The 20,097-nt window shown below is 61.4% G+C and carries 19 protein-coding genes and 1 pseudogene; 13 read left to right on the top strand and 7 right to left on the bottom strand.

Annotated elements, in window-relative coordinates:
• Positions 1 to 63: 63 nt before the first annotated feature.
• The gene (locus AC1DJO_RS10605) at positions 64 to 1,692 is read left to right on the top strand and encodes an AMP-binding protein (protein WP_477970373.1); all 1,629 of its coding nucleotides are present in this window, start codon (positions 64 to 66) and stop codon (positions 1,690 to 1,692) included.
• Here the strand turns inward: AC1DJO_RS10605 and AC1DJO_RS10600 are convergent.
• From AC1DJO_RS10600 to secA, 3 genes are all read right to left on the bottom strand, one after another.
• Entirely contained in the window at positions 1,689 to 2,966 is a 1,278-nt protein-coding gene (locus tag AC1DJO_RS10600; RefSeq protein ID WP_112386104.1) for a GNAT family N-acetyltransferase, read from the bottom strand. The genes AC1DJO_RS10605 and AC1DJO_RS10600 overlap by 4 nt on opposite strands.
• Complete coding sequence (locus AC1DJO_RS10595; RefSeq protein WP_477970371.1) at positions 2,966 to 4,381, bottom strand: lipopolysaccharide biosynthesis protein; 1,416 nt, start codon at positions 4,379 to 4,381, stop codon at positions 2,966 to 2,968. Before AC1DJO_RS10595 ends, AC1DJO_RS10600 begins: the two co-directional genes overlap by 1 nt.
• Positions 4,382 to 4,546: 165 nt before the next feature.
• Positions 4,547 to 7,261, bottom strand: coding sequence for a preprotein translocase subunit SecA (gene secA / locus AC1DJO_RS10590; RefSeq protein WP_112517675.1), 2,715 nt, complete (start codon positions 7,259 to 7,261; stop codon positions 4,547 to 4,549).
• Positions 7,262 to 7,511: 250 nt separating this feature from the next.
• Here secA and AC1DJO_RS10585 point away from each other — a divergent pair, with 250 nt between their 5' ends.
• The 6 genes from AC1DJO_RS10585 to AC1DJO_RS10560 all read left to right on the top strand — a co-directional run bounded on the left by AC1DJO_RS10585 (position 7,512) and on the right by AC1DJO_RS10560 (position 11,580).
• Positions 7,512 to 8,399, top strand: a complete 888-nt coding sequence (locus tag AC1DJO_RS10585) for a peptidylprolyl isomerase (RefSeq protein WP_112386101.1) — start codon at positions 7,512 to 7,514, stop codon at positions 8,397 to 8,399.
• 58 nt (positions 8,400 to 8,457) lie between these two features.
• Complete coding sequence (gene argJ / locus AC1DJO_RS10580) at positions 8,458 to 9,699, top strand: bifunctional glutamate N-acetyltransferase/amino-acid acetyltransferase ArgJ (RefSeq protein ID WP_112539015.1); 1,242 nt, start codon at positions 8,458 to 8,460, stop codon at positions 9,697 to 9,699.
• Positions 9,668 to 10,489: a GNAT family N-acetyltransferase gene (locus AC1DJO_RS10575; RefSeq protein ID WP_477970368.1), complete on the top strand. Its 822-nt coding sequence runs from the start codon at positions 9,668 to 9,670 to the stop codon at positions 10,487 to 10,489. The genes argJ and AC1DJO_RS10575 overlap by 32 nt, the downstream gene beginning before the upstream one ends.
• Positions 10,486 to 10,899: an 8-oxo-dGTP diphosphatase MutT gene (mutT, locus tag AC1DJO_RS10570; protein WP_112539013.1), complete on the top strand. Its 414-nt coding sequence runs from the start codon at positions 10,486 to 10,488 to the stop codon at positions 10,897 to 10,899. The genes AC1DJO_RS10575 and mutT overlap by 4 nt, the downstream gene beginning before the upstream one ends.
• Before the next feature lie 124 nt (positions 10,900 to 11,023).
• Positions 11,024 to 11,341, top strand: coding sequence for a hypothetical protein (locus AC1DJO_RS10565; protein WP_112386097.1), 318 nt, complete (start codon positions 11,024 to 11,026; stop codon positions 11,339 to 11,341).
• A 65-nt stretch (positions 11,342 to 11,406) separates the two neighbouring features.
• Positions 11,407 to 11,580 carry a Flp family type IVb pilin gene (locus AC1DJO_RS10560; protein WP_112517670.1) on the top strand — a complete coding sequence of 58 codons (174 nt, stop codon included), beginning with the start codon at positions 11,407 to 11,409 and terminating at the stop codon, positions 11,578 to 11,580.
• Between the two features lie 9 nt (positions 11,581 to 11,589).
• Here the strand turns inward: AC1DJO_RS10560 and AC1DJO_RS10555 are convergent, their stop codons facing one another.
• Positions 11,590 to 12,471, bottom strand: a complete 882-nt coding sequence (locus AC1DJO_RS10555; RefSeq protein WP_112539012.1) for a class I SAM-dependent methyltransferase — start codon at positions 12,469 to 12,471, stop codon at positions 11,590 to 11,592.
• Positions 12,472 to 12,547: 76 nt separating this feature from the next.
• On the opposite strand from AC1DJO_RS10555, the gene AC1DJO_RS10550 reads away from it, so the two are divergent.
• The 5 genes and pseudogenes from AC1DJO_RS10550 (at position 12,548) to AC1DJO_RS10530 (ending at position 15,487) form a co-directional block, all read left to right on the top strand.
• On the top strand, positions 12,548 to 13,324 hold the full coding sequence (locus AC1DJO_RS10550; RefSeq protein WP_477970366.1) for a ComF family protein: 777 nt from the start codon (positions 12,548 to 12,550) through the stop codon (positions 13,322 to 13,324).
• Between the two features lie 33 nt (positions 13,325 to 13,357).
• Entirely contained in the window at positions 13,358 to 13,615 is a 258-nt protein-coding gene (gene grxC, locus AC1DJO_RS10545; protein ID WP_112517668.1) for a glutaredoxin 3, read from the top strand.
• A gap of 9 nt (positions 13,616 to 13,624) precedes the next feature.
• On the top strand, positions 13,625 to 14,482 hold the full coding sequence (locus tag AC1DJO_RS10540) for a carbon-nitrogen hydrolase family protein (RefSeq protein WP_477970363.1): 858 nt from the start codon (positions 13,625 to 13,627) through the stop codon (positions 14,480 to 14,482).
• The gene (locus AC1DJO_RS10535) at positions 14,479 to 14,907 is read left to right on the top strand and encodes a DUF1178 family protein (protein ID WP_477970361.1); all 429 of its coding nucleotides are present in this window, start codon (positions 14,479 to 14,481) and stop codon (positions 14,905 to 14,907) included. Before AC1DJO_RS10540 ends, AC1DJO_RS10535 begins: the two co-directional genes overlap by 4 nt.
• 1 nt (position 14,908) lies before the next feature.
• Positions 14,909 to 15,487, top strand: a pseudogene (locus AC1DJO_RS10530) (DUF3291 domain-containing protein).
• Positions 15,488 to 15,498: 11 nt separating this feature from the next.
• On the opposite strand, the gene ubiG reads toward AC1DJO_RS10530, so the two are convergent.
• Positions 15,499 to 16,245: a bifunctional 2-polyprenyl-6-hydroxyphenol methylase/3-demethylubiquinol 3-O-methyltransferase UbiG gene (gene ubiG, locus AC1DJO_RS10525; protein WP_477970359.1), complete on the bottom strand. Its 747-nt coding sequence runs from the start codon at positions 16,243 to 16,245 to the stop codon at positions 15,499 to 15,501.
• Positions 16,246 to 16,298: 53 nt separating this feature from the next.
• A complete protein-coding gene (locus AC1DJO_RS10520; protein WP_477970357.1) occupies positions 16,299 to 17,729 on the bottom strand; it encodes an amidase in 1,431 nt (476 codons plus the stop codon).
• Positions 17,730 to 17,824: 95 nt separating this feature from the next.
• Here AC1DJO_RS10520 and AC1DJO_RS10515 point away from each other — a divergent pair, with 95 nt between their 5' ends.
• The gene (locus AC1DJO_RS10515) at positions 17,825 to 18,607 is read left to right on the top strand and encodes a helix-turn-helix transcriptional regulator (RefSeq protein ID WP_477970355.1); all 783 of its coding nucleotides are present in this window, start codon (positions 17,825 to 17,827) and stop codon (positions 18,605 to 18,607) included.
• A 37-nt stretch (positions 18,608 to 18,644) separates the two neighbouring features.
• On the opposite strand, the gene AC1DJO_RS10510 is transcribed toward AC1DJO_RS10515, so the two are convergent.
• A complete protein-coding gene (locus tag AC1DJO_RS10510) occupies positions 18,645 to 19,976 on the bottom strand; it encodes an APC family permease (RefSeq protein ID WP_477970353.1) in 1,332 nt (443 codons plus the stop codon).
• Positions 19,977 to 20,097: the final 121 nt, after the last annotated feature.

Here is a 20,097-nt window from a genome sequence, read left to right as displayed (position 1 = left end):
CCACCCGCTTGCGCTTCGGCGCTACAGGGTGTTAGCTGGTGCAGCATCGACTGGACCTGACCTATGAAATTGCCCGACTTCGATCGGTACGACGATCTCTACCGTGAATTTGCGTGGGACATTCCAGGTGATTTCAATATCGGCCGGGCGGTCAGCGACGATTGGGCTGCGAAAGAGCCTGGCAGGATCTGTCTCGAACATTTCAACCCTGACGGCCGCCATCAAGCGATGAGCTATGGCGAGCTTTCTCAGAGGTCTGCGTCACTCGCCAACGCGCTGGTTTCGCTCGGTATCCGGCGGGGCGATCGCGTGGCATTGCTGCTGCCGCAATCTTTCGAAACGGTCATTTCGCATGTCGCGATCTACAAGATGGGCGCCATTGCCCTGCCGCTCGCGCTGCTTTTCGGTGTCGAGGCGCTGGAATACCGGCTGAAGACGGCAGGTGCATCGGTTGTCATCACCAATGCCTTCGGGATGACACGGATCGCGGAAATCCGCGACCGGCTTCCCGAACTGAAGACGGTGGTTTCGATCGACGGCGGAGAAGCGCTTCATTTCGCGGATCTGGTCGCAGCGCATTCGCCTGTCTTCGAGGTTGCCGAGACCGGGCCCGATGATCCGGCGCTGATGATCTTCACCTCGGGCACGACGGGTCCGCCAAAGGGCGCCTTGCATGGCCATCGCGTGCTCGCGGGCCATATTCCGGGCATGCAGTTTGCCCATGAGGGGTTCCCGCAGGCGGGAGACAAGGTGTGGACGCCATCCGACTGGGCTTGGGCGGGCGGATTGCTGAATGCGCTGCTGCCAAGCCTGCTGCTCGGCGTGCCCGTGGTTTCATCGCCGGCCCAGAAATTCGATGCGGATACGGCCTACCGGATCATGGCGGAGATGCATGTGCGCAACGCCTTCATTCCGCCAACGGCGCTCAGGCTATTGAAGGCTGGCGGCGATCTGCACCGGAAATACCATCTTGATCTGCGGACGATCGGTTCGGCGGGCGAGTCTCTCGGTCGCGAGACCTATAACTGGGTGCGTGATGCGCTGGGAATGACCGTCAACGAATTCTACGGTCAGACTGAGTGCAATTTCGTCATCTCCTCGAGCGCCGCCGCCGGCGTTTCGAAGGCGGGGGCGATCGGGCGGCCAGCACCGGGGCATCGTGTTGCCGTCGTCGATAACAAGGGCAACGAGCTGCCGGTGGGGCAGACCGGGCAGATCGGTGTCAGGGCGCCGGATCCGGTGATGTTTCTCGGCTACTGGAACGATGATGACGCGACGGAGCGCAAGTTCGCCAACGGCTGGCTGCTGACAGGAGATCTGGCGCATCAGGATGAAGAAGGCTTCATCGCCTTCGAGGGCCGCGACGACGACGTCATCACCTCATCCGGATACCGGATCGGGCCGGCGGAGATCGAGGATTGTCTGTCCGGCCATCCCGCGGTGCAGCTGGCTGCAGCAGTCGGCAAGCCGGACCCGGTCCGCACCGAGATCGTTAAGGCCTATGTCGTGCTGTCACAGGGCTTTGCGCCAAGCGCGAAACTTGCCGCCGAAATCCGCGACTGGGTGAAGATGCGGCTCTCGATGCATGAGTATCCACGTGAAGTGGAATTCGTCGATGCGCTGCCTTTGACGACGACTGGCAAGGTGATCCGGCGAACGCTGCGGGAGCGCGCTGCCGCAGAGACCGCCTAGCCGCGTCCGGCCAGCGACATGATCTTGGCGCGCAGCATTTTCGCCATGTTGCGGGTGTTGCTGTACATGTGCAACTGGGTTGCTGCCTGACGCACATCCCGGTCGCCGTTCTGCGACAGGCCGATGACCAGCGTTCCCATCTCCTCGCGTTCCTTCCAGAAGCGGCTCATGATCGGGTGGCCGGGAATGGCGCAGGAATCGGATCTGATGATGTTGGCGTCGTCGAGATGCCATTCCGTCAGCTCGCCCATCAGCAGCTTTCCGGGCGAATAGCGGGCAAACTCCTCGTCATAGGCGGTTTTCCAGGTGTAGGCCTCGCCACCCATCATCAGCACGACGATGGCGGCAATCGCCTTGCCGTTGAAATCGATGGTGTGAATACGGACCGCGTCGATGGCTGCCAGATTGGAGACGGCTTCGCGGGCGAAGGCGGTGTGGTAGCGGTCGGTGGCGAGCGCGCTGCGCTTCTTGCCCTTCCATCCGCCGGCTTCCATGGCGAGAAACTGTTCGAAGCGCATATGCACGTCGCGCGGCTGGCGGGCGACGCTGTAGGTCACCGTGCCCTTGTCTTCGAGAAGCCGCCATTGCCGGCGCATCTCGCGCATGTGCGACGAGGATACGGAGCTTGTGAGATAGACGGCGGCGTCTTCCTCGCTCTGCAGCATCGGACGCTCGAAGGGGTTGGTCATGGTGATCGGCAGGTTGCGGCTCAGCGCGACGGCTTTGACGAGCCGGGCGAAAATGCCGTTCAGCCGCAAATCCGGCAGGACCAGAATGGGGGGCAGCCTGAGATCGCGGATCGTCAGGCCCTCGAAGAGATTGTCGAGCGTCTCGGCAGCATCCTCGGCATCGACAAGCGGCGTTCCAAGCGGCGCGAAGCTGTTCGACCAGGCACGGATGATCGATGGGCCGACGGCAAAGCCCGGCTTCTCGACGGAGAACGGCATCAGGAAACGCATACGGCTGCGGTTGCCGCCGGTATCGCGCATCAGAGCGAAGCTGACTTGCCGGTCGTCGAGGCGCGGCATGGCGGGCGCCAGAAAGCGGCCGGTGAAGAAAACGTTCGGTTCGATCGCCCTGTTCGACAGGAAGTCGAGTTCATCCTGCAGCTCGTAGCCGAGCTTGCCGGGATAGACGCAAAGCTCGCGCCCCGGGCGGCCGATCTCGACGCGGGCCTCGGCCTGCGGTCCCTCGAAATTCAGCGAGGCGAGCTCGTGAACCATCCGGTTGGTGGTAGCGTCGGTGGACTCGGTATTCGGAGGGGTGCGCACCATCAAGGGGCCTTCCTGTCTGCCTGCGCAGTCGCCGGGCGGCTGAATGCAAAAAGTACGATGCCAAGCGTGCGCCGCACAGCGATATGAAGAAGTGTTGCCTCGACGGCCATCGCCGATGCCGTGGCGATCGCGGTGCCGATGGTTCCGAGGTGGGGGATAAGGGTCAGGTTCAGCGTGATATTGGCCGTCAGCGCGCCGGCATAGAGGGCAGCGCAGAGGTTCTGCTTGCCTGCCATCATCAGCAGCATTTCGGCCGGGCCAACCAGCGCCTTGGCAAGAATACCGGCAAGCAGGATCGCCATCAGCACATAGCCGGCGGTGAAGGCTCCACCGAATAGCGATAGAAGCAAGTGGCCAGCGGCAAGGACCGCGAGGCCGACGCCAAGTGCCGGCCAGAACGTCCATCGCGCAGCGTCGGCGGCGGCAGAGGCGAGCTCGCCCCTCGTGCCGTCGGCGATTATGCTGGAGAAACGCGGGCCGGAGGCAGCCTTTACCGAAAACATGATGAACTGCACCAGCGCCATGGTTTTGGCTGCAGCGAAGTATATTGCGACATCATGCGGCTCAAGAAAGATACCGACGATGACGACATCGGAGTTGGTCAGCAGGAAGCTGGCACCCTCGATCAGAAAGATCGGGAAGGCGACGCTCAGCCAAACGATGAAATCAACCTTACGGTCTCCGGTGTCGTAGTGGTGGCGCAGGCGTAGCAGCGTCGCGGCATATTGGCCAAGCGCCGTTACGTAGGTAGCGGCGAGGGCGGCCTGCATCGCCGTGACCGCAGTATGATCGGCACCCATCGCGTTTGCGATGAGCATAAAGACGATAATCAGTACCGGCCGGATGATATAGATCGGGCTCAGGGCCATGACCGGCCAGTGATTGGCGCGCGAAGTGCCCTCCAGAACGTCGCCGAGCGCAATCATCGGCAGAGCGAGAAGGCCCAGGAAGCCGGGGATCAGATAGTAGGTCGCAATCCTGTCGCCAAAGAAATGCAGGCCTGCCATGCCAAACACCATCAGCAGCGAACCGGAAAGGATCGCGAAGATGCGGGCGCTGCCGGTCAGGCCGCGGATTTCCTCGAAAGCGCCCGATGCCTTGTATTGCGGCAGGAAGCGAACGATCGCGGTGTGAAAGCCGAGGCAGGAGAGGTCGCCGAAAAGAACGATCAGTACCCAGATGAAGACGTAGATGCCGTATTCCCACTCGCCCATCAGCCGCGCAAGGACGATCTGGGAAACGAAGACTAGGGCGGCGCTGAGGATGCGGATTGCGAAGGCCGTCAGCGCCATGCGCTGGGCGGTCGCCTTGCCATCCCGCTGGGTCAGCACGGCGGCCAGCATATGCAGAACCCGGCTGCCGGCGGGACGCAGGCTCGCGGGCAGCATTTTTTCCGCCGTCTCAATGACTGCCATAATGAACACGCACAACCCAGAACTCAGGCAAATCGTATCGTCAGTCTTGCCAGATCAGGGTTAAGAAACGGTTGTGGCGCGTCCGCGGCGCTTAATATCGCGGTTGTCTGTGCCGCAAATGAAAATGCCGCCCGGAGGCGGCATCTTCATTGTCTATCCAAGCTCTTACGCTTCGGCAAATGCGCCGTGGCAGTGCTTGAACTTCTTGCCCGAGCCGCAAGGGCAGGCTTCGTTACGGCCGACCTTGCCCCAGGTGGACGGGTCGTTCGGGTCGCGGTTCTCGGGAGCGACGATGACTTCCGAAGCCTGGTAGGCCGTCGCAAACTCGTTCTCGCCGGTCGCCGGGTCGAGGTGCTGTGCGTGCATGACCGGGAGTTCCGGTTCGGCCGGCGCCTGCTGGACCAGTTCGACGCGCATCAGCTGAGCCGTCACCGCCTGGCGAAGGTTGTTCAGCAGCGACTGAAAGAGCTCGAAAGCTTCCGACTTGTATTCCTGCAGCGGATCGCGCTGGGCATAGCCGCGGAAGCCGATGACCGAGCGGAGGTGATCGAGATTGACGATGTGTTCGCGCCAGAGATGGTCGAGCGTCTGCATGACGATCGAACGCTCGACATAGCGCATGATGTCATCACCGAAGCGTTCGGCCTTTTCCGTGAAGGCGGCGTTGGAGGCTTCGGTCAGGCGCTCGCGGATATCGTCTTCGCCGATACCTTCTTCCTTGACCCAGTCTTCGACGGGCAGATCGAGGTTCAGCAGGCTGACGACCTGTTCCTTCAGACCGGCAGCATCCCACTGTTCGGCATAGGCGCGCTCGGGGATGTGCTTGTCGACGAGATCTTCGATGACTTCGCGCCGCATGTCCGAAACGGTCTCGGCGATATTGGCCGATTCCATCAGCTCCAGGCGCTGGTCGAAGATGACCTTGCGCTGATCGTTCAGAACGTCGTCATACTTGAGCAGGTTTTTGCGGATGTCGAAGTTGCGGGCTTCGACCTTCTTCTGTGCGCGCTCGAGGGCCTTGTTGATCCAGGGATGGACGATCGCTTCGCCTTCCTTGAGGCCGAGCTTCGTCAGCATCGAATCCATGCGGTCGGAGCCGAAGATGCGCATCAGGTCGTCCTGAAGCGACAGGTAGAACTTCGAACGGCCCGGGTCGCCCTGGCGGCCGGAACGGCCACGCAGCTGGTTGTCGATACGGCGGCTTTCGTGACGCTCTGTCGCGATGACGTAGAGACCGCCTGCGGCAATCGCCTTTTCCTTGAGCTGCTTGATCTCTTCGCGGATCGCCTCGACCTTCGCGTCGTATTCCGGACCGGGCTCGACGCCATCGAGCTCGCGCTCGACACGCATGTCGAGGTTCCCGCCGAGCTGAATGTCGGTACCGCGGCCGGCCATGTTGGTGGCGATCGTGACGGCGCCGGGGACGCCGGCCTGTGCGACGATATAAGCTTCCTGCTCATGATAGCGAGCGTTGAGGACCTGGAAGTCCTTGAAGCCCTGCTTGCGCATCATGTCGGCCAGCAGTTCGGACTTCTCGATCGAGGTCGTGCCGACCAGCACCGGCTGGTTGCGCTTCTGCGCCTCGGCGATCTCGGCGATGATCGCCTTGAACTTCTCTTCGAAGGTCCGGTAGACCTCATCGTCTTCGTCGATACGCTGGATCGGCAGATTGGTCGGGACTTCGACGACTTCGAGGCCGTAGATGTTGCCGAATTCTTCCGCTTCCGTCTGCGCCGTACCGGTCATGCCGGCGAGCTTGCCGTACATGCGGAAGTAGTTCTGGAAGGTGATCTGCGCCAGCGTCTGGTTCTCAGGCTGGATCTTGACCTTTTCCTTGGCTTCGAGCGCCTGGTGCTGGCCTTCCGAATAACGGCGTCCCGGCATCATGCGGCCGGTGAATTCGTCGATGATAACGATCTCGTCGTTGCGGACGATATAGTCCTTGTCGCGCTGAAACAGCTTGTGCGCCTTCAGCGCGTTGTTGACGTGATGGACGATCGCGACGTTTTCGATGTCGTAGAGTGCGTTGCCCTTCAGCAGGCCGGCCTGTTTCAGCAGGTTTTCAAGCTTTTCGGTGCCTTCTTCGGAGAAGTTGGCAGAACGCTGCTTTTCGTCGATCTCATAGTCGCCGTCCGAGAGGAGCGGGATATAGGCATCGATCGTGTTGTAGAGATCGGAGCGGTCGTCCAGCGGACCGGAGATGATCAGCGGCGTGCGCGCTTCATCGACGAGGATCGAGTCCACTTCGTCGACGATCGCGAAGTTGTGGCCGCGCTGAACCATCTGGTTCTTCTCGTACTTCATGTTATCGCGCAGATAATCGAAGCCGAGCTCGTTGTTGGTCGCGTAGGTGATGTCGCAGCCATAGGCGGCGGCGCGTTCCTCGTCGGAAAGGCCGTGGACGATGACGCCCGTGGTCAGCCCGAGGAAGCCGTAGACCTTGCCCATGGTCGCCGCGTCGCGCTGCGCCAGGTAGTCGTTGACGGTGACGACGTGCACGCCCTTGCCGGAAAGCGCGTTCAGATAAACCGGCAGGGTTGCGACCAGTGTCTTACCTTCACCGGTCTTCATCTCTGCGATATCGCCGGAGTGAAGGATCATGCCGCCGACGAGCTGTACGTCAAAAGGTCGCATGCCGAGTACACGGCGCGAGGCCTCGCGGACGACCGCGAAGGCGGGCACCAGGATGTCGTCGAGCGTCTTGCCTTCGGCGAGGAGCTTGCGGAACTCGACCGTCTGAGCGGCGAGCTGTTCGTCGCTCAATGCCCGCGTCTTTTCTTCAATCGCATTGATGTCTGCGACTTTCGGCTGGAAAGACCGCACGCGGCGGTCATTGGCAGAGCCAAATATCTTGCGGGCAAGGCCGCCAAAGCTGACCATATGACTGGTCCTTTCTCAATATTCTTCCCCGGCTTTTCTTATACGAATGCCCAGCCGAAAATCAGGCACGCGTCTCGAAACGCCAGGAAACTTTTCTGGACGCGAGGTTGCGTGACAGATAAGAGGGGGGTCGAATGATGTCAACGGATTTGGCTGATATAGAAAGGCCACATTCCAGTGTTGAACGCTGTTTTGGGCTGGATTCACACATGATGCTGAAGCCGGCGGTGTAACTCTGAAAGGTTATTTGATGTTGAGCTACAACAAACTTGCCGTGATGGCGGTCGCGACCTTCGTTGCGTTCCATGCGCCGGTCTATGCTGAAGACAAGCCGGATGCCGTCATTGCCAAGGTTGGCACTCTGGAAATTCATCAGTCGGAACTGGATCTGGCGATCGCCAATCTCGATCCGCAGCTGGCCCAGCTGCCTGACGATCAGAAGAAGGTCGCAGCGCTGTCCGCCGCCATCGACGTAAAGCTGCTCGCCGGCGATGCCGCCACGGAAAAGCTCGATCAGACCGATGAGTTCAAGAAGCGCCTTCAGTATCTGACGGACCGCGAACTGCACAACGCCTACTTCAAGAAGCACGTCGTTGACACCGTCACCGACGACGAAGTAAAGGCGCGCTACGACAAGGAAGTCGCCGCTCTTCCGAAGCAGGAAGAAGTCCACGCCCGCCACATCCTGGTGAAGACCGAGGACGAAGCCAAGGACGTCATCAAGCAGCTCGACGCCGGCAAGGATTTCGCAGAGCTCGCCAAGGAAAAGTCCACCGACCCGAACAAGGCTGACGGCGGCGATCTCGGCTATTTCACCAAGGGCCGCATGGTCAAGGAATTCGAAGACGCAGCCTTCGCGCTCGACAAGGGAACCTACTCGAAGACCCCTGTGAAGACCGATTTCGGCTATCACGTCATCAAGGTCGAAGATAAGCGCGACGCACCTCCGCCGCCGTTCGACCAGGTCAAGGATCAGGTTCGTCAGCTCGTCATGCGCGACAAGTATCTTGCTCTTCTCGCTTCCGCGAAGGAAAAGTCCAAGGTCGACATCATGGACGAAACCCTGCGCAAGGGTTACGAGGATGCGAACAAGCAGCCGGCGCCGGGTCAAGAGCCTGTCGTTCAGCCGCAGCAGTAATCATCACTATTCGGGCCCGGTTCTTCCGGGCCCTTCACTATCAGGCAGGTCCATCACAATGTCCGGTTCCGTTTCTCCGCTCGCCCCGAAGACCTTCGCATCCATGCCTGCGCTACGCGGTGTGCGCATGGCGACCGCTTCCGCAGGCATCAAGTACAAGAACCGGACCGACGTGCTGATGATGGTCTTCGACAAGCCTGCCTCGGTCGCGGGCGTCTTCACGCGTTCGAAGTGCCCTTCGGCGCCTGTCGATTTCTGCCGCGCCAACCTGCCGCATGGCATTGCACGCGCCGTCGTCGTCAATTCCGGCAATGCCAACGCCTTTACTGGCCTCAAGGGTCGCGCTGCGACCGAGCTGACGGCAAAATCGGCTGCTGCTGCTGTCGGCTGCGGCGAGAACGAAATCTACCTGGCATCGACCGGCGTTATCGGCGAGCCGCTGGACGCGACCAAGTTCGCTGGTGTTCTGGATGCCATGCATCGCGATGCGAGTGGCGACTTCTGGTTCGAAGCTGCCAAGGCAATCATGACGACCGATACCTATCCGAAGGTTGCGACGCGCAGCGCCGAGATCGGTGGCGTGACCGTCACCATTAACGGCATCGCCAAGGGCGCCGGCATGATCGCGCCCGATATGGCGACGATGCTGTCTTTCGTGGTGACCGACGCCGATATCGCCCCGGCTGCCCTGCAGGCGATGCTGTCCGAGGGCGTTGGCCCGACCTTCAACTCGATGACCGTCGATAGCGACACGTCGACCTCCGATACGCTGATGCTGTTCGCCACGGGTGCTGCTGCGGCTGACGGTCAGGCCCGCGTCGAGCGCGCCGACGATGCCCGCCTCGCGACGTTCCGCGTCGCGCTCAACGAAGTGCTCAAGGATCTCGCCCTGCAGGTCTGCCGCGATGGCGAAGGCGCCACGAAGATGCTGGAGATCACCGTGACCGGCGCCGAGAGCGACGCTGCCGCAAAGCGCATCGCGCTTTCGATCGCCAATTCACCGCTGGTGAAGACGGCGGCTGCCGGCGAAGACGCCAATTGGGGGCGTATCGTCATGGCTGTCGGCAAGGCCGGCGAGATGGCGGACCGCGACAGGCTGGCGATCTGGTTCGGTGACGTGCGCGTTGCCGTCAACGGCGAGCGTGACCCCGGCTACTCCGAAGAGGCGGCCTCGAATGTCATGAAGGAGCAGGATATTCCTGTCAAAGTCGATATCGGCCTCGGGAATGGTCACGCAACGGTCTGGACCTGCGACCTCACTAAGGAGTATGTGGCGATCAACGGCGACTACCGGAGCTGATCGTTCATTGACTGAGACTTCTTCAAAAAGTGCAAATCTGCCGCTGGTGCGCAGGCTCGAGGCCGTCGGGTTCCGGGCCTGGCCGGCCTCGTCCGTGCAATATGACGGCAGCTGGCAGGTGCGTTTGACGGCCGGTCATCCGTCCAACCGTCTGAATTCGATCGTTCCGCTCGATCCGTCCGATCATCGCGACATCGAAATCCGCGTGGAGAAGGCGAGCCGCAAGTTCGAGGCCTATGGCCGCCCGGCGGTTTTGCGGCAAACGCCGCTCTGCTCACCGTTGCTGGTGGATCTGGTGGCAGCGCAGAACTGGACGCATTTCGACGAGACGATCGTCATGACCTGCGATCTGACACAGGCAGATCTTCCGGATACACTCGATCATCTCCCGACCCACGATATCGGCCGCTTCGTCGATGCCAATCTGGCGACCGATCAGGTGTCGGCGAAACTGAAGCCGGCGCTTGCCGAGATCATCAATGCGATCAAGCCGCCATCCGGCTTGTTCATGATCGAGGATCCGGAAACCGGTCCGCTGGCGACAGTGCTCTGCGTTCAGGACAACGATCTCGCGGGCATCATGTCGCTTTCGGTCGCGCGGGAGCGCCGCCGCGAGGGGCTGGGTCTCGAAATCCTGACGTCTGCGCTGCGCTGGGCGCGGATGCGCTCTGCGCGCTCCGCCTGGCTTCAGGTAAAGGCGGACAACGCGCCGGCGCTCGCTCTTTACGAGCGGATCGGCTTTCGCGAAGCCTATCGCTACAGCTACTGGCGCAAGGATCGCTGCGGATGAGCGAGGCCGGCAAGAAGATCCTTCTGGTCGTCGCCTGCGCGCTGATCGATTCAGATGGGCGCATTCTTCTGGCGCAGCGCCCGGAGGGAAAATCGCTTGCAGGGCTCTGGGAATTTCCGGGCGGCAAGCTGGAACCCGGCGAGACGCCGGAGGAAACGCTGGTGCGGGAGCTCGAGGAAGAGCTCGGCATCAAGACCAAGGTCGCCTGCCTGGCGCCGCTGACTTTCGCCAGCCACAGCTATGACACATTTCATCTGCTGATGCCGCTTTATGTGTGCCGCCGCTACGAAGGCGTCCCGCAGGGCCGGGAAGGCCAGGCGTTGAAATGGGTTAAGCCCATGGCATTGCGCGATTATCCGATGCCCCCGGCCGACGAGCCGCTGATACCAATGCTGCAGGATCTACTTTAGAGATTTCTCACGATTTACTTTCACGGATGGTTTTTGTCCGCGGATATTAATTGATCGTTTATCACCTTCTGCCAAAGATCGGCCTCAATCAAGCAACTGGCGTGTGTGTGTAAAGGCTTGACGGATGGACGACGATTTCTGGAAAGCAGTCAGAGAGAAACAGCAGAGCTCGAATGCCTCGCGCAGGACGGGTGCGCTTAATCTTGCCTTGCTGTTCGGCACAGCCGCGGTCGCCCTGACGTTGATCCTCACGCCGATGCTCGCCGATAAATCGAAGTCCAGCGTGTTTGCCAGCGTGCCGACGGAATTCGACAACATCACGACGGGCTCGATCCCCAAGACCGAGAACGGCAAGCGCTACACAATCCGCCGCAGTGTGCTCCAGGAAAGCCCTGGCTCCGTCTGCGTCGTCCAGGGGTACGGTTCGGGCGCCGGCTGCTGAGGGAAGACCGTCTGCCGGGGTGCAGAGGAAGAGGTCACCGCCATATGCGGGAAAGGTTGGGGGTAATGCGTTCTCTGAAGGCTTTGATCGCGGATATCCGCGGCGCCACCGCCGTTGAGTATGGCTTGCTAGCGGCTTTGATATCCGTCGGCATCATTGCCGGTGTCGGTACCTTCGGCAACAATCTCCAGAACGTACTGACGAATGTCAGCAACACGATCGCTGCGCATAACCCGTAAATCAGCGCTTCACTGCTTCAGCTTGTGCTCTTCGACGCGTAAAGCATCGGCAAGGCGTGCCTTTGCCGATCCCGGCTGAAGGGGCTTCTGCTGGCTCTCGTGAGGAGCCCATCCCGAGACGTAGATGATCGAGAACGTCGCGCGGATCCGGCCATCCGGATCGGAGTAGCGCTCGGCGTAGATTTCGGCTGCGCGCAGAAAGAAGGCGCGGGTCAGTGGCTTGCGGCTGCGCGCGGCGAGCGGGTTTGCCATCCCCATCGCCCGCAGATCCTTCATCAACTGAAAGATCGAATCGTAGCGCACGGTATAGGTTTCGGCATCGATGACAGGCAGCGAAAAGCCGGCGCGCTGCAACAATCCGCCGACATCGCGTACATCGGCAAAGGGAATGACGCGGGGGCTGGCGCCGCCGGTCATTTCGGCCTCGGTCGCCAGCAGAACGTCGCGCAGTTCCTGCAGCGTTCCAGCGCCGGGAATGGCTGCCAGGAACAGGCCGTCAGGCCGCAGTGCACGCTTGATCTGGATGAAGACGCCGGGGGTGTCGTTGGTCAAATGCAGGCTGAGCGGCGCGATGACGAGGTTGGCGGATTGCGGCTCGAGCGGAACGTCCTCCAGCGGCGCGACCTGAAGTTCGCCGGGAGCGCCGGAAACATCCTGCACTTCGATGCGCCTGAGATCGCCGATCTTGCCGGTTGCCAATGCGGCGCGCGCCGCCGCGCCCGTCGCGCCGTGCAGTTCGACGGCGTGCTCGAAGGTGCGCTCGACCACCGACAGTCTCTCGGCCAGCTCCTCGGCGGCGATATCGAGAAGGAACGCGGCCTTCGGATCGCCTGCCTGCAAGGCGCGGTGGCGGTGTGCGGCGATCGCCGCCCTGTCGAAAATAATATCCATGCGACGTGAATAGTCCCGTCATTCTCAAGCGGCAAGACGGATTTTCCTTTGCTGGAAAACCAGCTAGCTTTCGTCTATGGGGGCGATCGATTTCGGCAGGCTGAGAGAATCCGGACGGACGCTTGTCCTCCAGCCCTTTCGCATGCTTGCGGATCTGGTTTATCCGCCGGCCTGTTCGGCCTGCGGGGCGCTGACCGCTGGGCATCGAGGGCTCTGTGCCAAATGCTGGTCTGGCGTGCGCTTCATCGAGCGGCCCTATTGCGAGGTTCTCGGACTTCCCTTCTCGCACGATCTTGGCGCCGGAATTCTCTGTGCCGAAGCGATCGCAAACCCGCCGCCCTTCGACCGGCTGCGCTCTGCCGCCATCCATGACGAGGCCGTCCGCGATCTCGTTCATGGCCTCAAATATCGCGACCGTGTCGATCTGGCGCCGATGATGGCGGGCTGGATGCTGCGCGCAGCCGACGGCACAGTCGAGATTTGCGACGCAATCATTCCGGTGCCCTTGCATCGCTCGCGGCTGTTGTCGCGCAAGTTCAATCAGGCGGCCGAGCTGGCGCGGCATATTGCCAGTCTATCCGGCAAGCCGCTGCTTCCGGCAACGCTTTTGCGCGTCAAACGGACCGAGCAGCAGGTTGGTCTCGGCGCCCGTGCCCGCGAGGACAATGTCCGGGGAGCCTTCGCGCTGGCGCGCGGCCGCGAAAACGACGTCTTCGGCAAACGTGTCGTGCTCATCGACGACGTTTATACGACAGGGGCGACAGTGGCTGCGGCAACGCGGGCCTTGCGCAAGGCGGGAGCCGCCGACATCAGTGTTTTGACCTTTGCAAGGGTCCTTTCAGAACCTATATGACTAGTGAAAACAGGCACCCGTCTGGAGACAGAGATGACACCGGTAACGATCTATACGCGACAGGCTTGCGGCTATTGCGCACGTGCAAAATCCCTTCTCGAACAGAAGGGTGTCGATTATGTCGAGCATGACGCGACCTTCTCTCCCGATCTTCGTCAGGAGATGATCGGCAAGTCGAATGGCCGATCGACATTCCCGCAGATTTTCATCGGTGGCGAACATGTCGGCGGTTGCGACGACCTCTTCGCACTCGATCGGGCCGGCAAGCTCGACCCGATGCTCGCAGCCTGAGCCGAAACCATGGTCTTCAAGGCTGCTGCCGTTCAAATGTGTTCAGGTGTCGATCCGGCGCGAAACGCCGTGTCGATGGCGCGGCTGGTTCGTGAGGCCGCCGGACAGGGCGCGACCTATATCCAGACACCCGAGATGACGGGAATGCTGCAGCGGGATCGGGCAGCCGCCAAGGCGGTTCTGCGCGGCGAGGCTGACGATATCATCGTCAATACCGCATCGGAGCTTGCTGCCGAACTCGGCATCTACATGCATGTCGGCTCGACGGCGATTGCGCTCGACGACGGCAAGATGGCCAATCGTGGTTTCCTGTTCGGGCCCGATGGCAAGGTGATGAACCGCTACGACAAGATCCACATGTTCGATGTCGATCTCGATAATGGCGAGAGTTGGCGCGAAAGCGCGGCTTACAGGCCTGGTTCCGAGGCCCGCGTCGTTTCGTTGCCGTTTGCCGAAATGGGCTTCACCATCTGCTACGACGTCCGCTTTCCCGCGCTCTTCCGCGCTCAGGCGGTTGCGGGTGCCGAGGTCATGACCGTTCCGGCAGCCTTCACGCGGCAGACCGGCGAGGCGCATTGGGAGATTCTGCTGCGGGCGCGGGCCATTGAAAACGGCGTCTTCGTCATTGCGGCGGCGCAAGCCGGCGTTCACGAGGATGGACGCGAGACCTTCGGGCATTCGATGATCATCGACCCTTGGGGACGCGTGCTGGCTTCTGCAGGCGGAACCGGCGAGGCCGTCATCGTCGCCGATATCGATCCGGCCGCCGTCAAGGCGGCGCATGACAAGATCCCGAACCTGAAGAATGGCCGTGAGTTTTCGATCGAGAAAATACCGGCAGCAATGAGCGGGGGCGCGGCCGCTTGATCCGCTATTCCCTCAGTTGCGAGAATGCGCACGAATTTGAAGGCTGGTTCTCCGAGAGTGCTGATTTCGATCGTCAGCTCGCCTCCGGCTTTCTGACCTGTCCGGTCTGTCAGTCGGCAACGATCTCGAAGGTGCTGATGGCGCCTTCGGTTTCGACGGCGCGCAAGAAGGACGAAATCAAGACCGTCGCCATGGATGCGGTGCGCCGCGAAGCGTTCCAGAAGCTCAAGCAGGCGGTTGCCGAGGTCAAGGCTAACTCTGAGGACGTCGGCACCAAGTTTCCGGAAGAGGCGCGGAAGATTCACTACGGCGAGGCGGATGCACGCGGTATCATCGGTCAAGCGACCGCGCATGAGGCGCAAGAGTTGATCGACGAAGGCATCGAGATCGCGGCGCTGCCGGTTCTGCCCGATGACGTGAACTGACATGACGACGGAGCGCCTGGCCTTCTACAATTTTGGTCTCCACGTCGCTCCTCCGGAAAGTGAGATCATCCATGGGTTTGTCCTGCGCGAGCCGCTGAATTTCGAGGCGGCGACGCGTGCCAGCGGCTTCCTCGGCCGCTCGGGTTATCCGGGCGTGCCCGGCATCAGAAGCTGGGGTGCGCAAGTCTTTCCGCGCTATATCGAGGGCAGCGGCTTCACGTCCGCGCCATCATCGCTCTCACTCTAAGCTGATATCGAGTCGCTGATGGCGTTCAGCTACAATGGCGTGCATGCCGAGGCCCTGAAGAATGCCCGAAACTGGAACGTAAAGCCGTCATGGCCGCCGCTCGTGCTCTGGTGGGTTTCCACGACGCATCGGCCGGATTGGGCCGAGGGCGTCGCGCGGCTGGAGCATCTCGACGACCACGGGCCGAGCCCGCACGCATTCACGTTCAAGCAGCCTTTCGGGCCTGATGGTGCCGCGTTGTCGATCGATCGGGAGCGGGTCAAGGAGCTTGCAGCGCGCAACGCCGAACGTCAGCAGGATCTGCTCGAACGGGTCGGCAAGCTGAAGGTCTGAAGGCGTCTCTCTTACCGCGGGCGTTTCGCCAGCAGCATGTAATTGACGTCCATGTCTTTCGACAGGTTCCACTGATTGGAAAGCGGATTGAAGAACACGCCGGTGCGGTCGATGATTTCGAGGCCGTTTTCCGTCATCGGCTTTTCCAGCTCTTCCGGACGCACCAGCTTCTCATATTGATGTGTGCCGCGCGGCAGCCAGCGCAGGATGTTTTCGGCCGCAAAGATCGCCAATGCGGCGGCCTTTATTGTCCGATTAATCGTGGCGACGAACATCATGCCGCCGGGGCGGACCATCTTGGCGCAGGTCGTCATGAAAAATTCGACGTCGGCAACGTGCTCGACGACTTCCATGTTCAGGACGATATCGAAGGTCTCGCCGGCCTCCGCAAGCTGCTCGGCCGTGACAGCGCGGTAATCGACCGAAACACCCGATGCCTTGGCATGGGTGGAGGCGATACCGATGTTCTTCTCAGAGGGGTCGGCGCCGACGACTGTGGCGCCCATCCGAGCCACGGGCTCCGACAGCAGTCCGCCGCCGCAGCCGATATCGAGAACGCGCAGACCTTCGAGCGGCTTCGGGTTTTTCGGATCAAGCCCGAAGTTCTCCGCCGCCTTGTCACGGATATAGGTCAGCCGCACCGGATTGAACTTGTGCAGCGGCTTGAACTTGCCGGCCGGGCTCCACCACTCCGCCGCCATCGCCGAGAAGCGGTCAACTTCGCTCTGGTCGATCGTGCTCTTCGCGGCTTCGCTCATCGGTCTGCTCCTTGCATTCGTCAGCAGTGAAGTCGGACGATCGGAAGCATAAGTCAAGGGGCGGGCAGTCTCGGCACGGTAAGCCGGGCCTCGAGCCCCGCTGCCATCGAAAGCACGCTCTCATCCGCAAAGCGCCGCCCGACAATCTGCAGGCCGACAGGCAGGCCATTCGCGGCAAGGCCGACGGGCAGCGAGAGGGCGGGCAGCTGCGGCAGCATGTTGAAGGGACAGGTCATATCGAGACCTATGAAGCGTCCGTCAGGGCCGGTCGCGACATAATCGTCGTCGCATTCGGTGGTGAGCGGTGCGGTGACGGCGCAGGTCGGGCAGAGCAGCGCATCATAGGTCTGGAAGAGGGCGGCCATGTCCCGCCACATGCGGGTGCGCAGCAGCTCGACGCGCTTGTAGGCCGTGGCGTTCATCGCCAGTCCGCGTTCGATCATCGAGACGACGGCCGGATCCATCCTTTCGCGGTGGGTTTCGATCGTATCGCCGAAGAAGCCCGACATGAAGACGCACCAGATGTCGAACCACTCGTCATTGACGGCGCGGGTCCATTGCATCGGCACTTCATCGACAACGGCGCCTGCACGGCGAAGCTCTTCAGCGGCGCTGCGGACAAGGCGTTCGACTTCGGGTTCGATCTGGTAGTAGCCGAGATCGATCGAGAGTGCGAAGCGCTTGGCCTTGAGGCTGCCTGTTCTCGCCACATCAGAAGCGAAGCCAATCGGCAACGACGAGATGTCCTCGTCACTTGGACCGGAGGCCGCTTCCATGAACGAGACGGCGTCGGAGACGGTGCGGGCCAGCGGGCCGAAATGCGAAATGTTGTCGAAAACGCTGGGAAGAATGGTCATCGGGATGCGGCCGAGGCTGGGCTTCAGGCCGACGGCGCCGCTGAGTGCTGCCGGAATTCTGACCGAGCCGCCCATATCCGTGCCTTCGGCGAAGGGCACGACGCCGGTTGCGACAGCCACGGCCGAGCCGCCGGACGAACCGCCGGGCGTATGCTCGGAATTCCAGGGATTGCGGGTCACGCCCCAGCGCGGGCTGTGGGTGAAACTTGCATAGGCAAATTCGGGGGTGGCGGTCTTGCCCATCAGAATACCACCGGCCTCCTGCAAGCGGCGGACGACAAGTGCGGTTTCGCCGGGAACCCAATCCCCTCTCGTCCAGGAGCCGAGTGTTGTCAGATCGCCTTCTGTCGGTGTCAGGTCCTTCGCCGCGAAGGGTACGCCGTGAAGCGGCGCGGTGGCTTCGCCACGCGCTATCACGCGGTCGGCGGCGCGCGCGGCTTCCAGTGCCTGATCCTCGCGAATGACGGTGAAAGCATTCAGCTTCGCGGTTACCAGCCTGGCGCGGCGGATCGATTCCGAGACGATGGATTCGGAAGTGAACTGGCCTTCGCGAATACCGCGGGCGATCTCGGTTGCGGGAAGGTCCAGCGGGTGGGAAGCGGCGCTTTCTGCCGGTTGCGTCGTCATGTGAGCATGTTCCATCGGGGTCATTGCATTTCGCTTTGAAAGAGTGCTTGCTGCGTTTCAAGCCCTATGCGGCTTTTCGAGTGCCAGGACGATCCATGAATTCTGTTTCGAGACCAATTGCCCAGATGCCGGCCTTCGACGTCTGGAATGCTGCTCTCGCTCAGGCAGCCAATGCCATCGGTTCGCGGTCCTTTCCGGATGCGCTTGCCGCGGCGCTCCGGCTGCTTTCGCCGTTTCAGATGATGAATGGCTTCATCTACTCGCCCGATGCTCACGCCTTCGATCTCTATAACGAAAAGATCTTTGCCGAGCGGGCGCTGATCGTCGACCGGTATCTGGCCGGCGCCTTCGTGCTCGATCCCTTCTACGACGCGGTGCGTGCCGATAGCAGCGCGCGGATGATCGTGATGCGCGAGATCGCGCCTGACGATTTTGCGCAGACCGAGTATTTCCGCATTCATTACGCGACCACCGAGATCCTCGACGAGATCGGCTTCGTCCTGACGCTGGAGAATGGCTATATCGCCGTGCTTTCCCTGTCGCGGACCGGCAATGCGGCGCTGTTTTCGGAAGAGGACTTGCAGCGCTTGCGGTCGGCAGCGCCGCTGGTTTGCGCTCTGGCTGGCCGTCATTGGTTCCATGTCTCCGGCCTGTCGCTGGAGATCAAGAACGCGGCTCCTGCGGCGCGGATCGAGCATCCGCTGCTGACCAAGCGTGAACTCGAGATCGTGACGCTGATCCTCAAGGGGCATTCCAACCTCTCGCTTGCCGCCGTGCTGGAGCTTTCGCCCAATACCGTCAAGGTGCACCGCCGGCAGATCTACTCGAAACTCAATATTTCCAGCCAAGCCGAGCTATTCAGGCTGTTTCTGGCATAGCCCGGCCGTTGCCGGCCGGGCTGACGCTTGGCGGACGTTATTCTGCAAAATCCATTTCGGGAGGCGCGGACTGGAAGAAGCGCGTCAGGTAGGCGAGATAACCGATACCGATCACCAGCCAGATCAGGCCGAGAACCTTGGCATGCTCGTCGAGGTTCCAGAGCAGGAACAGGTCGCAGACGGCGGCCAGAGCCGGGATGACGAGGCCGACAAGTGCGCCGAGCGGCTTCACCTGCTGGTCACCCTTCATGTAGAGCGCGATGACCGAGATGTTGACGGCGGTGAAGGCCAGGAAGGCGCCGAAGTTGATGAAGGAGGTCGAGGTGGTGACATCCATGGTCAGCGCGAGCAGACCGACGATGCCGACGAGGATCAGGTTAATGATCGGCGTGTGCCACTTCGGATGCAGGCTGCCGAAAATCGATGAGGGCAGCACGTTGTCGCGGCCCATGGCAAACAGCAGGCGGCCGACGCTTGCCTGGGCGGCGAGACCCGAGGTGAACTGGGCGACGACCAGCGTTGCGAGGAAGATGGTGACGAAGACGTCGCCGCCGATCATCTTGGCGATTTCGCTGGCAGCGGCATCGACCGAGACGAAGTCCATGCCGGGATGGGCAAGCTGTGTGATGTAGGCAGCCACGACGAAGATGACGCCACCGGCAAGGGCGGTGATGAGGATGGCGCGCGGCATGGTGCGTTTGGCATCCTTGGTTTCCTCGGTCAGCGTCGAGACGGCGTCGAAGCCGAGGAAGGAATAGGCGGCGATCGCGGCGCCGGCGATCGATGCGGAGAAGGGCACGTCGGTCTTGAAGAACGGCGTTGCCGAGACGAGGCCTGCGGGACCGCTGGCGGCCATGACGTAACGGGCAGCCAGGAACACGAAGGCGATCAGAACGGTGAGCTGCACCAGCATCAGGATGAAATTGACGCGGTTTGCGAAGGCGATGCCGACAACATTGACCAGCGTTGTCAGCACGATGAATCCGATGATCCAGACATAGGCCGGGATCGTCGGGAATGCCGAGGTCAGATAGGCGGCGCCGATCAGCCAGATGACCATCGGCAGGAAGAAGTAATCGAGCAGAACCGCCCAGCCGACGAGGAAGCCGATGCTGGGGCTGATCGAGCGGCGCGCATAAGTGTACGCCGAGCCGGCAACCGGATAGACGCGGGCCATGACGCCGTAGCTGATCGCCGTCAGCAGAATGGCGGCGGCGGCAACGAGATAGGCCATCGCCGTCGTGCCCTGGCTTGCTGCTGCAAGTGCGCCGAAGGTGCCGAAGACGATCATCGGCGTCATATAGGCCAGGCCGAATAGCACAACGGACCAGAGGCCCAATGCGCGGTCGAGTTTTACTGTATTGTTCATGTTCCGCCTCCGCGAAGAGTTGTTGATTGATCTTCCCGGGAGCTGCGCAGTGCAATTCTTATAGCTGTTCCGCGCAGGTCACCGCCCGCATTTTTTATTTATGAAGAAAAGATGAACGAGC

The organism is Rhizobium sp. 05N430 (assembly GCF_056396985.1).
This window is presented reverse-complemented; position numbering and strand designations above follow the sequence as displayed.